Here is a 13,398-nt window from a genome sequence, read left to right on the forward strand (position 1 = left end):
AATTATTTTTTCTTTTTAATAAACATGGATAGCATTCTATTGGTGACAAAGAATCCCCCTGAAACGTTGATAGTGCCAATAAGTACCGCTAAAGAAGCAACAATAAGAGTAGAAACTTCTGTTAAAGGAGTGGATAATAATTGTATTGCTCCTCCAATTAAAATAATACCGCTTATAGCGTTAGCGCCTGACATTAAGGGGGTATGAAGGACTGAAGGTACATTTTTTATGACTTCCAAGCCGATTAAAATACTCAATACAATGACATACCACCCATCTATGGGTGACAAATAAAATGAATCTAACATGTGTTTATTTTAGTGGTTGTTTATCTCCGAAATGATCCGTTCATTAATGACTTTACCATCTTCAACGACCTTTGTCGCTAATAGTATATCATCAGTTTCATTGGCTTCTGTTTTCTTTAAATAATGTAGCAGAAAGGAGGTGAAGTTATTTGAAACTAATGTAGAGGAAGCATTTGAGCATTTACTGATCAAAGATACCGGGCCTGCTATTGTTACACCATTTACGGCAATGGTTTCATTCTTTTTGGTTAATTCACAGTTTCCTCCATTTTCAGCTGCTAAATCGATGATGATAGAGCCTGGTTTCATGGTGTAAACTGTTTTTTCATGGATTAACCGCGGTGAAGGTTTTCCAGGAATTTTTGCGGTGGTGATAATCACATCAGCTATTTTTGATTCTTCGGCCAATCTCTCGGCTACTAAATCCATATAGTCTTTGGTTTGCTCTACTGCATAGCCACCTGCTTTATCACTTTCTAACGATCCTTCAACTTCTATGAAAGTGGCGCCTAAACTTTCTACTTCTGTTTTAGTATTTTTTCGAATATCAAAAGCTTTCACTTGAGCGCCTAATCTTTTGGCAGTGGCTATGGCTTGCAAACCTGCTACACCAGCACCTAGGATTAAGAATTTAGCGGGCCGCAATGTGCCACCTGCACTAGTGACCATAGGCACAACCAATGGAGACATCTCAGCAGCCATTAAAACAGCTTGATAGCCGGAAATAGAGGCTACAGAAGAAATGATATCCATTGATTGTGCTATTGTCGTTCGAGGAATCAAGTCTAGACTGTATACCTCTGTTTTTTTGTTGATATAAGGAGTGATAATGGAATGGTCGTTGATCACATTATAATATCCAATAAAGACTTTATTATTGTTCAATTTCTCATTCTCCAAAGCGCTGCCATAACTTAAGATAATATCTGAGTACTGGATGATATCGACCTTAGAGGGCACGATAGTCGCTCCTGCATCTTCGTATGCTTCATTCGTAAAGCCTGCAAACAACCCCGCATCTTTTTCGATACAGATGTTAAAATGCTCTTTTAGCTGTTCTACGCTTTTGGGAGTCAAGGCAACAATTTTATCACCTTGACTCTCATTAATTACTCCTAATTGTTTCATATCATTACGATTATGGAAACACGCCTCTTTCTTTGTAAGTTTGCTCTAATCGCTTAAGAGCTACCAAGTAAGCGCCATTTCTCCAATGTGTGTCATACTCTTTTGAAGTTTCTACTACCTTGTCAAAAGCGATACTAACCTTGTCGTGAATCATGTCTAATACTTGATCCAATTTCCAGATTTCAGAACGCTTATTTTGCAACCATTCGTAGTAGCTACCAATTACACCTCCTGAGTTACAAAGAATATCAGGAATGACATCTACACCTCTTTCCAATAAAATAGCTTCAGCGTCTGTGTCTGTTGGACCATTTGCTCCTTCAGCGATTAACTTAGCTTTAATATCGTGTGCATTGTCTTTTGTAATTTGATTACCTAAAGCTGCTGGTACAATAATGTCACAATCTAATCCAAAGAATTTTTCAGAATCGATAACTTCTGCACCATCAAATCCTTCAATTTGGTTTTTGTAACCTAAACTATGTTGGTATAATGCCTCTACGTCAATTCCCTTTTCGTTGTACAAAGTAGCACTTGCATCTTGTGCTGCAACCATTATTGCTCCCAACTGATTTAAAAAGTGTGCGGTCCAATATCCTACGTTTCCGTATCCTTGAACGATGTATTTCATTCCCTTTAAGTCAACTCCTCTCACTTTTGCCCATGATTTAATGGTAGCAACAACTCCGAAACCTGTCGCGCGATCTCTTCCTTCAAGACCTCCTGAGCCCATTGGCTTACCAGTAACAACGTGTAGGTTGTTGAATCGGTTAGAAGGAGATTTTTGTGAAGCAAACGTATCGGAAATCCATGCCATAATCTGAGCATTGGTGTTTACGTCTGGAGCCGGAATATCTAGATCCGGTCCGATATTATCGCCCAAGGCAAAAGTAAATCGTCTAGAAATTCGCTCTAATTCATTCATAGAGTATTTCTTTGGATCTATTTCAATTCCTCCTTTAGCACCACCAAAAGGCAATCCTGCTAAAGCAGTTTTCCACGTCATCCAGATAGCTAATGCTCTAGCTGCATCAATGTCTACAGTTGGGTGGTATCTTAAACCACCTTTGTATGGTCCAAGTGCATTGTTATGCTGTACTCTATATCCAGTAAAAGTTTCAATGGATCCATCGTCCATTTTTACAGGAAAATGAACAACAATCTCACTATTTGTTGAGGATAAAATTTTGCGAATTCCTTTGTCTAAATTCATTAAATCGGCTGCATGATTGAACTGATTCATCACGTTTTCATACATTCCAGTTTTCTTCTTTTCTTGTGCTTTAACTTCCATCTAATTAATTAAATTATTGATAATGTTCACAGTTTAAAATAATTGAATCTTGCGATTTTAAATTACAGTCATTTACAAAGTCACAAGTAGAACATAAACCAAAATAGAACTTTCCTTCAGCGATATATTTTGTTTGAAGTGAATGAAACTCTTTTAGCTCATTTTTTACTACATGCTCTTCGCAAAAAATGACAGTTGAAAAATCAGTTTGCATAGCACACTGATTATTCGTTTCACAATTAGTGCAAATTCTTTTATGAGTATTCACTTCCATTTTTTTATGCAATTTCAACTGCTCTTTACGAAGTGTATGCCAAATCTTTTTTAGAATGGGCTAATTGTGTTTATGTTTCTTTATGTTAATGTTTTAGCTCTTATCATTTTTTTATGGTTTAAATTTCTATTGTTTTAATTGATGTTTAAAGCGGGGAAATTCTCTCCGCTTGGTACAAAATGTACCAGGGTTATTTTATTTTTTCTCTTAATGTTTTTCGGTCAATAGCCAGAACTTCCGCTGCTTTGGTTTTATTATTATTTACTTCAGCTAAAACTTTTAAAATGTATTTTTTTTCCATCTCAGCTAACGTTATTGGTGTCGCAGAACTCGAAGATAATGGCGAACTCATTTTCATATAATCAGGTAGGTCATGAATGGATATACTTCCATCAACCATAATGACTAAACGATGTATGAAGTTTTCCAACTCTCTAACATTTCCAGGCCAAGAATATTCCTTCAAAATAGTCTTAATTCCTGATGGAAATTTCAGGGGTTTCTTTTTATTTTCTTTGCTATATATTTGATTAAAATGATTGATTAATATCGGAATATCCTCTTTTCTTTCTCTCAATGGTGGAATATGTATGGTCACCACATTCAACCGGTAGAATAAATCTTCTCGAAAAGCGGATTTCGCTATTTGCTCTTTCAAATCCGCATTTGAGGCAGAGATAATTCGTACATCTACTTTTTGCGATTTCGTACCTCCCAGCATGGTTATCTCTTTCTCCTGAATGACGCGCAATAATTTGGCTTGAACAGAAGGCGAAGAATTACTGATTTCATCTAAAAAGATGGTGCCTTTATCAGCTGCTTGAAAAAATCCTGCCCTTGTAGTCACCGCACCTGTAAAAGCTCCTTTCAAATGTCCAAATAGCTCACTTTCTAGCAGTTGGTCTGGTATGGCTCCACAATTAACCGCAACAAATGGAGCAGAGGAGTAGGCACTATTGTAATGAATGGCACGTGCCACCATCTCTTTACCTGTTCCACTTTCCCCAGAAATTAGCACAGTTGCTTTATTATTTTTAGTTCGCTCTATAGTCTTGTATAAGAGCTGCATTGGCTCTGATACTCCTATAATGCCAAAAAAAGAATCCAACTTTTCGCTCGGCTGTTCTTCCTTTAAAGTGGAATTTATCTTTTCTGATATAATGTGTTTTATAGCCGTAGTCAATTCTTCATTGGTAAACGGCTTGATCAAGTATTCTACTGCTCCCATTTTCATTACGTCTACCGCTCCTTGCACATCTGGATATCCAGTAATAACTAGTACTGGCGTTTCGGCAAAATGATGAGAAATGTATTTGACAAGTTGGGTGCCGCCTACTTCAGGCATATTTAAATCAGTAATAACTAAATCAATTTCGGTCGTCTCCAATATTTCAATGCCTTCCACCACATTGTCTGAAGTGAAAGGATTAAGACCCATTTCGTTGAGGTTTCTTCGAATGACTTCTAACATGTCGTGAGAATCATCTACTACTAAAACTGAAATTGATTTATTGGACATCTTTCTTCAGTTTAATGGTAAATGTTGTGCCTTTATTGAGCTCTGAATCAACGGAAATCTTTCCACCGTGACTTTGGATGATTCCATAAACTACTGCTAGGCCTAATCCGGTGCCTTCTCCTACTGGTTTGGTGGTAAAGAAAGGTTGAAACAATTTAGACATGGATTCTTTAGAAATTCCCTTTCCGTTATCGGTAATATTTAAAACAACTTCTCCTTCTTCTTCATGGGTCTTTATTGTAAGTTTTCCTTTATTATCCATCGCACTAATAGCATTCAAAACAAGGTTGAATAAAATTTGTGAAAATTGAATGGCATCTACGCGAATAGGTAAATCATCCTCAGATAAATCTAATACAACTTCAATTTCTTTTTCATTCAATTGAATCTGCAATAAGCCTAAATTCTCAGAAATCAATTGGTTGATATAATAATGCTTGAACTGAGTAGGCATCTCACATGAGAAAAACATCAGTTTTTTTACAATACTTCTAGCGTGAAGGGATGAGTTGATAATTTTCTTTAAGTCAGCTACTTTTTTAGGGTCTTTCTCTTCTCTTAGCATCAATTCTGAAAAACCTAGAATATTACCTAGAGGAGTATTGAGTTCATGGGCGATACCTGCTGTTATTTCTCCCAATAAGTTTAAGCGGTCGTTGTGACGCAATCGCTGCTGAATTCTTTTTTCATTCTCCCTTTTTTCATGCAATTCAAAAATGGCAATAAGTTCTAAACCAATTTGATAAATCAAGGCTTCTTCTTCTTTTAAGAAAAGGATTTGATCTTTTGGAGGATCACTGTGGTAGTAAACAATCAGTTTTCCTCGGTTTACCCCATTGATGACTAAATCAGTAAATTGAAAGTGTTGAGATTTGGTAGGTGTGCCAAATACTTCACCATCCAGAACAATATTGGCAGCCATTTTTTCAGGAAATTGCCAACCTTTAGGAATTACACTTGTAATTTCCTCGATTGTAGAGGGTAAATCTACCACCGCCTTTTGAGCTATTTTTGAGATCTCGTAGAGACAACTTAACTCTTTAATTCGCTCATTCAGAGAACGAGAGAGGCTATATTTTTTTAATTGATTAGTAGTCATTAAATCGGGGAGATTTTACCCAAATGTATGACTTCCTTTTAATTTAGAAAGTGAAAGAAATACAAATGTTATCACCAATGGAATGTTAAATTAAGAAGTACGTCCTTCTACGATCTCATCATACTTAGGATCATTGGGTTCCCACAATTCTACTTTGTTATTATCAGCATCTAAAATGTGAATAAATTTTCCATAATCAAAAGTCTCTAGTTCGTCTAGAATGGTCACACCATTAGCCTTGAGTTGCTCAATTAATGCTTCGATGTTTTCCACACGATAGTTAATCATGAATTCTTTTGGTGAAGGATTAAAATACTTGGTGTCCGATTTAAAAGGGCTCCATTGTGTATGTCCTTTTTTATCAGCATCGTTAGCATCTCTCCATTCGAAGGTAGTTCCATAAGCGTCGGTATTCAACCCTAAATTGGTTTTATACCACTCTTTTGTTTGATCCGGATCGTTGGTTTTGAAAAAAATACCGCCAATTCCTGTTACTCTTCCTTTTTTGCTCATTTGTTCCAAGTTTAGCATCAAATATAGGGAATATGTTGTTTTGCAGTTATTCCAAGACTGAATAAATCAATAATTGACTTTTTTAACCATTGAGTTAACAATGGCAGTATAAAGTTCACAAGGAATTATGATAGATAAAGGAATTCAAATGCAATTGGGTTAAGTATTTAACCGGAAGGTACACTGAGTTTTTTCAAAGAAAATTATCGTTGAAGTCATCCAAGTATTCATTGATTCAACCATTCATTGTTTGACTTCTTCATTTCTCTAGTAAATCCTTACTTTTGCACCCTCAAAATAAAAATCACTTCTTTTCAAGCCTAAAATGAAAAAATATTTCAACCTTTTCGATCTATCTATGAAAGTCAATTATAAAACCGAGGTACTTTCTGGACTGACTGTAGCTATGGCATTAATTCCTGAAGCTGTAGCATTTGCGTTGATTGCAGGACTGCCTCCGTTAACAGGTTTGTATGCCGCTTTTATGATGGGATTAGTTACTTCGATTTTGGGTGGACGTCCAGGAATGATTTCGGGAGCAACAGGTGCGGTGGCTGTTGTTTTAGTGGTGCTGGCTAAATCGCACGGAATAGAATATATTTTTGCAACAGTGGTATTGGCTGGTTTGCTTCAAATGTCTGCTGGATTTTTAAAGTTAGGTAAGTTGATGCGTTTAGTGCCACATCCAGTTATTTTTGGCTTCGTTAATGGTTTGGCCATCATTATCTTCATGTCACAATTGGATCAGTTTAAAGATGGTTCAGGAGCTTGGTTGACTGGAACTCCATTGTTTATAATGTTGGGTTTGGTACTTGTAACCATGTTGATTATTTGGGGATTGCCGAAGTTAACGAAAGTGATACCAGCTTCTTTGGTTGCTATTTTAAGTATTTTCGGAATTGTTGTGGCTTTTGGAATTGATACCAAAACCGTTGGTGATATGGCTTCTATATCAGGCGGATTTCCACCCTTTCACCTACCTGAAGTTCCATTTACGCTAGAGACTCTGTATATCATTTTTCCTTTCGCTTCTATTATGGCCGGTGTTGGGTTAATAGAAAGTTTGTTGACATTAAACATTATTGATGAAATTACAGAAACCAGAGGTAGAGGCAATAAAGAGGCAGTAGCTCAAGGAATAGCAAATGTACTTTCAGGTGTATTTTCAGGTATGGGAGGATGTGCGATGATTGGTCAGAGTTTGATAAATATTTCATCAGGTGCAAGAGCGCGACTTTCTGGAATTGTAGCCGCGGTGATGTTGTTGGTATTTATCATGTTTGGGGCAGGATTAATCGAAAAGCTTCCGATGGCTGCTTTAACTGGTTTGATGATTATGGTATCAATTGGAACTTTTGAGTGGGCAAGTTTAAAGACTTTTAAACGAATGCCTAAGTCAGATATTTTTGTGATGGTTTTAGTGACTTTAGTAACCGCAGTATTGCACAATTTAGCTTTAGCTGTTTTAATTGGTGTAATTATAGCTGCATTGGTTTTTGCATGGGACAATGCCAAAAGAATTAGAGCGAGAAAGCACATTGACGAAAATGGTGTTAAGCACTACGAAATATATGGTCCTTTGTTTTTTGGATCTACAGCTGCTTTCGGAGAAAAGTTTGACATTCACAACGACCCGGAAGAGGTAATCATTGATTTTGCTGAAAGTAGAATTGTGGACATGTCTGCGATTGAAGCATTGAACAAGATAACTGAGCGTTACCACAAAGTAGGGAAGAAGGTGCATTTAAAACACTTAAGCCCCGACTGCAGACTTTTATTGGAAAATGCGGATGAAATCATTGATGTCAATGTTTTGGAAGACCCAACCTATAAATTAGCAGTGGATAAAGTTTAATTACTTGCTTGTAATTTTGTGATTAGGTTCCTTGCACTTAATCAAAGGATTCGTAGTCTTTCCAAACTTTTAATTCAGAGAACTGAAACGAGGAATGAACAGCATCATTCAATGCGGTGATCTGAATGTTAGCGTTCAAAGGGGCGTAATATTTTAAGTCCACATTTAAAGTGCCGATATCGCCGAAAAATCCACCGCCTTCATAAAGCCTAATTTGAAGGGTGTTTTCGTTGCTTTTATTCTGACTTCCTTTCTCAGCGATATATGCAACTGAAAAGTTTAATGGAGTACTTAGTGGTATTGCTGAAAGTAGGATTTGAGTCGTCTCTCGGATAAGTGTTTGATTGTTTAGGAGTTTTGCCGTCAGCTTTTTTTGATCTTGAATCCCTATTTGAATTTCATCATAGTTGGGATTTCCTTCTATTTTAATTGTTTGCCCAACGAAAGATTCGGCCGAATCTATAGAATTTGCTGTAAGTATAACGACAGATTTAAACGAACCGGGTTCGTCGTATTCTTTTTCGATATCTGCTAATGCTATGGAAGTATTGCTATCTTTTAGACTTTTTGAAACGGAAGGCGCTTCATCTTGGATTAGAAATCCAAAAATACCGTAAGAAACAACGATTAAAAGGAAAAGAATAGAGAGTCTTTTAATTGTAGTTTTCATAGTTTACTGTTTTAATTTACAGTTATGATAACGGTTTTTATTAGACAAATTGTATTGCAGACGGAAAATCGATGGGTTTTAAATCGTTCTCATTTATCTGATGGACTGAGTTTTTCGTAAATAGCTTTTGCTTAGATTATTAAAGTCCTTATTAAGGTTCTAGATTTCACTGAGTGAATTCAAAGTGCGCTCTATATTATAGTTTTAGTTATCTCCACTACAAGACCTTAATCTGATGATGATAAAGCAGTCCTTCTAGTCCATCTCGGGAAAACGTTGCTCCTTTAATCCTGTTATTATCAGGCCGAATGGCATAATTATACGAAGTGCTGAAATCAGCTTTTTCTAAATTGGTTCTCTCGAAAATCGCAGATAGAAAATCGCATTGACTAAAGTGAGTAGCCGATAAATTAGCTTCTGTAAAGTCTACTTCATGTAGATTACAATTACTAAAGCGAGTTTTTTTCAGCACCAACTGATAAAATGAACTCAGGCTGAGAATACAATCGCTAAAAGACATGGCCAACAAGAATTTATTGCAATCTTCAAAATGTAATCCTAAGAGTTTACATTTTTCAAAAGAAACCGTTTTTAAAGCAGTGTTGGAAAGATTTGAGAGGCTTAAATCGCAATTAATGAATGTACATTCTATGAACACAAAATCTGATAAATCAAAATGAGAAAGGGAGCAGTTTTCAAAGGTGCAATTGTCATACTCTCCTTTTTCTAATTGTGTTTCATTTTTAAATAATTGTTCATAAAAACTATCTGCTGCCATTTTCTATTGCTATTTTAGCTTGCACAATGTGTCGTTGATTGTGGTATATGACTACCCTAAAAGTATCTCCGCATTTCAACTTGATCCATTTTGAGATACTGATGTTTGTTCTAACTTTATTCAAAGTTACAGTTTTCGCTAATTCTAATAGCTCTAAAAGTTCGTTTTGCTGCTTTAAGAAAATGGTAATCACTGAAGAGTTCAACTGACTTCCAGCAGGGTTCATCGATTTAAACGTCTTCATTTTATTAAGCTTTTCTTTTGGCAATAAGCTTAAAGCAAAGTAATTGCCTAGCCATGTGCTTTTAAAAGTACGTGCTTGTTCTTTAGTAGCCGAATTAAGCCTTTTTCTAATTTCAGGAATATAGAAATCTCCATACCTATTGAGGTGCTCTAAGCACTCCAAGGCACTCCAACTTTGTGGAGTAGGTTTGTGGTTGAGAAGGTTTTGTTCCTTTAGTTGCCATTTGCTAACTTCTTCAATAGATTCCTTTACTCTATTTTCTAAATCTTGAATTAATTCTATTTGTGATAAACCCATGTTTTTTTTGACAAAATTGTGTCCTTTTAATTGGATAAATCTTGATTCAAATCAAGCTTTTTGATTCTGGACAAAGTTTCTGGTGTCATACGCAAGTATGAGGCAATAAATTTATGAGGAATTTCTTGAAACAGTTGGGGACTTCTAGCAAGCACCCGTTGGTATCTGACCAAAGGAGATGCTGTTAAAAGGTCTATCTCTCTTTCCATTTGTTGATGAATTAGTCCTCCTAAAGTAGCATACCATAGCGCCTTGAATTCAGTATTAGTCAAAATAAGTTGATCTATGGTTTTTAAGGCAACCGTTCGAATAGTAGATTTTTTAATGGCTTGTAGTGAAAGTAGAGAAGGGGTCCCACTAATCAATGAATCGAGCAAAGTGATGAAATTATTTCGGTAGCCAAATCGAATACTATGTTCGGTGTTTTCATCTAAATAAACCACCCTAATTGCTCCTGAGCGAATAAAATAAACGTGTGTCTCTTTCTCCCCAATTCGCTTTAGGTATTGATTCCGCTTGATGGTAAATTCCGATTCCCAAGATTGAGTATCGTCGAATATAACGCACATTTGCTCGACTGCATTCAAAGTCAATTTTTTTACAAGTATATAAAAAAAGGCGTGAAAGATTGTCTTCACGCCTTTGTAGTTAGTTAAAGCTAGTTAGTGCTTATTTTTTTATAATCACAATAATAACTAAAGGAATAGAATAATTGCTCAATTATTATGCTTGCAGAATAAAATTATTCATGTGTACAGCTTAAATGCTTGCGCTAAAATTTCATTAAGTTCAATAATATTAATGTCTTTATTAGGATTGATTCTATAAATTTTAAATCGTTTTCTATCTCCACTTTCTAATGCAGGATGATTCATTCTAAACCCATCTGCAAAGCTTACATAGGCATCTTGAGTTACTTTGTCTTTCCATAAATAGCAGAACATTTTTTTGTTCAAATAAAAGAAAGGCAACTTGTATTTCCACTCTTCCGTTAAGGCTGGGTGAGCGTCACTGATAATGGTTCTCAAAGCAAGGAAACAACTTTTTAGCGGTTCTTCTTGTTGGTCGTAAAAATAGTCTAGTTCTCTCATTTTACTATTCGGATTGTAGGATGGGCGAGTATTTTAAATTGAAATAAGATTTGAGGTGCTGGTTATTATAATGATTGCTATCAACTGATATTTCTGAAGAATATAAATATCCAGAAGGAGGTAGTGCTTCTAAACGATAAAATTGATTTTTATTAGTATTAAATAATTGGTTTCTGTTTTCAACAGCTTTTATATATGGATTTACAAAATTGAGTTGCTGAAAGGTAATAACTAAGATAGTTGACATTGCAATCAATGACGCAAAAACTTTTATAATATTTGGAATCTGTTTCGATTGCAGGTATCTGTTTGCCAAATAGATAACACCTAAGAAGCACCACAAGAAAATAAGATTGATGGGGTAAAGTGCTCGTGCTGCCCCAATGTCTTGAGTGATATAGGTGAGTAAAAATTGATAGCAAAAAAAGGCGATAGAAAATTTGAATACGATTACGATGATTTCAGCGGTTAATTTTCTAGAATTGATGGCGGAATGAGGGATAGGAATCCACCATAAAGGCAGTGATAGGAGTAACAGAATGGGCAGCTTAGGGAGAAGGTAAGTGTAAATCGCAAGTGATGTTAGCTTGAAATTAAGAACAAATGCATCAAAGAGTGAAATAGTATCAAAATGAGTCATGCGGATGGAACTCCCAGTGCCGTTTAATAAGTACAATAAAGCCAGCAAACTGACAATAAGATAAAGGACTATCCATTGGATATGAATGGGTTGCTCTCGTTTTAAATTTTTGATGATTAAAAACATTAAGCATAGAATGTATAGTCCAGCGATAGGCAGACTGCATCCACCTATGTAAATACTAGGAACTATGAACAAAACTCCTAACCAATTAGGTAGGTGAGGTTGCTGCAAGCGTAAAAAAATAATACCAATCAGAAGAGTGGCGGTCAAATAGGTAGTAGAACTTGCCAACCAAAACCAAACTTCTCCTACATTGAAGGTTCCTACAAAAAAGAAGGTGCATAGAAGTGCAACAAGGATTTTGGAATGGATTTGAAATCGATTTAAAACCAAGTAGACTAATTGCAGTAATAATATTCCATTAAAAAGTCCATAAAAGAAAAGTACTAAAGGAGAGATTGTATGATAGATTTTAAGAATGGAGAGGTTTAAGAATAGGCTAGTCCATCTACTATTCCAAAGCTCTCTTTCCAATTGCATGGCTTCCCACGGTCCATACGACCGAATTTTAGATGCAAAATAAAGATCATCACTCGTCAGTATTTGATTGCCTAAGAGCCAAAAAAATAGAAATAGACCTGAAATGGCCATCAAAAGAGAAAAAAAGTTGGAAAGAGAAAAATTCTTCAATTGAATTGACTTAAAATGAATTAATAGTTTAAAAGTAAATATCTCATTTTTTAGGTTATAAATTTTACGATTAAAAATTTTCAATTTCAATCCCCGATTGATGAGAATACTATAATATTTATGACAGATAGAAGACAGATAAGTCTTTTTTCTACCAGCTTTTTTAAAAATATTATGATAAATTTGAGAAAACTAAATCCCAACTATGTTTTACACTTTCAGTTCATCTGTAGATAAAAAAAAGTCATGTTAAGTGCAATAATTATCGACCAAGATGAAGAATCATCTTACTATTTAAAATCCATCATTTCTGAATATTGCCCTGACATTAAAATTGTCGGAGTTGCTACCAACCTCAAAGAGGCAAAAGAATTAGTTTGTAAGAATATTGATTTAGCGTTTTTAGATGTCAAATTTCCAGATGGTGATTGTTTTCAATTGTTGAATAGTGAGGTCTGTAAAGAGTGCCGCGATTTTAAGATTATCTTCACCACCAAAAGTGATCATTATGCTTTAAAAGCCTTTAAATATTCTGCTACAGACTATTTACTGAAACCTATTGACCCTGTAGAATTAGTGGATGCAGTTTGTAAAGTTATCAAGCAAACGGAAGAAACTGAAAAAGTGAAGGAAAAATGTTTAAAGGATATGTTTGACGGTAATCAATTCAGAAAGATTGCATTACCGGTAAACTATGGATTAGAATTAGTTAACCTAGATGATATTGTCCATATTCAAGCAGATGGTAGTTATTCTAAGGTTTTTATCAATAATTGCAAACCCATCTTAGTAACCAAGAAACTTAAACATTTCGAAGAAATATTGGAAGGCAATACATTTGTACGGGTTCATTATTCACATTTAGTGAATTTGAATCATGCCAATAAATATTTGAGAGGAGACAATGGTCAATTGGTAATGTCTGATCAATCTATTGTGCCTGTTTCTAGAAACAAAAAAGGAGAGTTGCTCGATCTATTGAAGTGATCGTTTGG

General features: G+C 35.4%; 14 protein-coding genes. 2 read left to right on the forward strand and 12 right to left on the reverse strand.

The annotated features are described in order from the left end of the window. Positions 1 to 2: 2 nt before the first annotated feature. The 6 genes from GQN54_RS12450 to GQN54_RS12475 form a co-directional block, all read right to left on the reverse strand. Positions 3 to 308, reverse strand: a complete 306-nt coding sequence (locus tag GQN54_RS12450) for an NAD(P) transhydrogenase subunit alpha (protein WP_160633885.1) — start codon at positions 306 to 308, stop codon at positions 3 to 5. A 9-nt stretch (positions 309 to 317) separates the two neighbouring features. Then, complete coding sequence (locus GQN54_RS12455) at positions 318 to 1,436, reverse strand: NAD(P) transhydrogenase subunit alpha (protein ID WP_160633886.1); 1,119 nt, start codon at positions 1,434 to 1,436, stop codon at positions 318 to 320. A gap of 10 nt (positions 1,437 to 1,446) precedes the next feature. Next, positions 1,447 to 2,730: a Glu/Leu/Phe/Val family dehydrogenase gene (locus GQN54_RS12460; protein ID WP_160633887.1), complete on the reverse strand. Its 1,284-nt coding sequence runs from the start codon at positions 2,728 to 2,730 to the stop codon at positions 1,447 to 1,449. 464 nt (positions 2,731 to 3,194) lie between these two features. Then, positions 3,195 to 4,523 (reverse strand): sigma-54-dependent transcriptional regulator, encoded by a 1,329-nt coding sequence (locus tag GQN54_RS12465; protein ID WP_160633888.1) that lies wholly within the window; start codon positions 4,521 to 4,523, stop codon positions 3,195 to 3,197. Then, positions 4,513 to 5,622 carry a sensor histidine kinase gene (locus GQN54_RS12470; protein ID WP_160633889.1) on the reverse strand — a complete coding sequence of 370 codons (1,110 nt, stop codon included), beginning with the start codon at positions 5,620 to 5,622 and terminating at the stop codon, positions 4,513 to 4,515. Before GQN54_RS12470 ends, GQN54_RS12465 begins: the two co-directional genes overlap by 11 nt. A gap of 90 nt (positions 5,623 to 5,712) precedes the next feature. Continuing rightward, entirely contained in the window at positions 5,713 to 6,135 is a 423-nt protein-coding gene (locus tag GQN54_RS12475) for a VOC family protein (RefSeq protein WP_160633890.1), read from the reverse strand. Between the two features lie 325 nt (positions 6,136 to 6,460). On the opposite strand from GQN54_RS12475, the gene GQN54_RS12480 reads away from it, so the two are divergent. Further along, positions 6,461 to 7,990, forward strand: coding sequence for a SulP family inorganic anion transporter (locus tag GQN54_RS12480; protein WP_160633891.1), 1,530 nt, complete (start codon positions 6,461 to 6,463; stop codon positions 7,988 to 7,990). Positions 7,991 to 8,027: 37 nt separating this feature from the next. Here GQN54_RS12480 and GQN54_RS12485 read toward each other — a convergent pair whose 3' ends face one another. From GQN54_RS12485 to GQN54_RS12510, 6 genes are all read right to left on the reverse strand, one after another. Continuing rightward, a complete protein-coding gene (locus GQN54_RS12485) occupies positions 8,028 to 8,660 on the reverse strand; it encodes a hypothetical protein (RefSeq protein ID WP_160633892.1) in 633 nt (210 codons plus the stop codon). A 217-nt stretch (positions 8,661 to 8,877) separates the two neighbouring features. After that, on the reverse strand, positions 8,878 to 9,438 hold the full coding sequence (locus tag GQN54_RS12490; protein WP_160633893.1) for a pentapeptide repeat-containing protein: 561 nt from the start codon (positions 9,436 to 9,438) through the stop codon (positions 8,878 to 8,880). After that, positions 9,425 to 9,979, reverse strand: a complete 555-nt coding sequence (locus GQN54_RS12495) for a DinB family protein (protein WP_160633894.1) — start codon at positions 9,977 to 9,979, stop codon at positions 9,425 to 9,427. The genes GQN54_RS12490 and GQN54_RS12495 overlap by 14 nt, the downstream gene beginning before the upstream one ends. A 26-nt stretch (positions 9,980 to 10,005) precedes the next feature. Continuing rightward, on the reverse strand, positions 10,006 to 10,566 hold the full coding sequence (locus tag GQN54_RS12500) for a Crp/Fnr family transcriptional regulator (RefSeq protein WP_235933083.1): 561 nt from the start codon (positions 10,564 to 10,566) through the stop codon (positions 10,006 to 10,008). Positions 10,567 to 10,725: 159 nt separating this feature from the next. Beyond that, on the reverse strand, positions 10,726 to 11,070 hold the full coding sequence (locus GQN54_RS12505) for a DUF1801 domain-containing protein (protein ID WP_160633895.1): 345 nt from the start codon (positions 11,068 to 11,070) through the stop codon (positions 10,726 to 10,728). Between the two features lie 4 nt (positions 11,071 to 11,074). Beyond that, positions 11,075 to 12,403, reverse strand: coding sequence for a DUF6056 family protein (locus GQN54_RS12510; protein ID WP_160633896.1), 1,329 nt, complete (start codon positions 12,401 to 12,403; stop codon positions 11,075 to 11,077). A gap of 246 nt (positions 12,404 to 12,649) precedes the next feature. Between GQN54_RS12510 and GQN54_RS12515 the strand changes: the two genes are divergently transcribed. Continuing rightward, positions 12,650 to 13,390 (forward strand): LytR/AlgR family response regulator transcription factor, encoded by a 741-nt coding sequence (locus GQN54_RS12515; protein WP_160633897.1) that lies wholly within the window; start codon positions 12,650 to 12,652, stop codon positions 13,388 to 13,390. Positions 13,391 to 13,398 lie beyond the last annotated feature (8 nt).

It is taken from the genome of Acidiluteibacter ferrifornacis (assembly GCF_009909615.1).
In the GTDB taxonomy this organism is placed as follows: Bacteria; Bacteroidota; Bacteroidia; order Flavobacteriales_E; family Vicingaceae; genus Acidiluteibacter; species Acidiluteibacter ferrifornacis.

Excerpts from the sequence above, each read along its gene's own strand:
- GQN54_RS12450 (WP_160633885.1), bottom strand. The coding sequence starts at position 308 with ATGTTAGATTCATTTTATTTGTCACCCATAGATGGGTGGTATGTCATT.
- GQN54_RS12455 (WP_160633886.1), bottom strand. The coding sequence starts at position 1,436 with ATGAAACAATTAGGAGTAATTAATGAGAGTCAAGGTGATAAAATTGTT.
- GQN54_RS12460 (WP_160633887.1), bottom strand. The coding sequence starts at position 2,730 with ATGGAAGTTAAAGCACAAGAAAAGAAGAAAACTGGAATGTATGAAAAC.
- GQN54_RS12465 (WP_160633888.1), bottom strand. The coding sequence starts at position 4,523 with ATGTCCAATAAATCAATTTCAGTTTTAGTAGTAGATGATTCTCACGAC.
- GQN54_RS12470 (WP_160633889.1), bottom strand. The coding sequence starts at position 5,622 with ATGACTACTAATCAATTAAAAAAATATAGCCTCTCTCGTTCTCTGAAT.
- GQN54_RS12475 (WP_160633890.1), bottom strand. The coding sequence starts at position 6,135 with ATGAGCAAAAAAGGAAGAGTAACAGGAATTGGCGGTATTTTTTTCAAA.
- GQN54_RS12480 (WP_160633891.1), top strand. The coding sequence starts at position 6,461 with ATGAAAAAATATTTCAACCTTTTCGATCTATCTATGAAAGTCAATTAT.
- GQN54_RS12485 (WP_160633892.1), bottom strand. The coding sequence starts at position 8,660 with ATGAAAACTACAATTAAAAGACTCTCTATTCTTTTCCTTTTAATCGTT.
- GQN54_RS12490 (WP_160633893.1), bottom strand. The coding sequence starts at position 9,438 with ATGGCAGCAGATAGTTTTTATGAACAATTATTTAAAAATGAAACACAA.
- GQN54_RS12495 (WP_160633894.1), bottom strand. The coding sequence starts at position 9,979 with ATGGGTTTATCACAAATAGAATTAATTCAAGATTTAGAAAATAGAGTA.
- GQN54_RS12505 (WP_160633895.1), bottom strand. The coding sequence starts at position 11,070 with ATGAGAGAACTAGACTATTTTTACGACCAACAAGAAGAACCGCTAAAA.
- GQN54_RS12515 (WP_160633897.1), top strand. The coding sequence starts at position 12,650 with ATGTTAAGTGCAATAATTATCGACCAAGATGAAGAATCATCTTACTAT.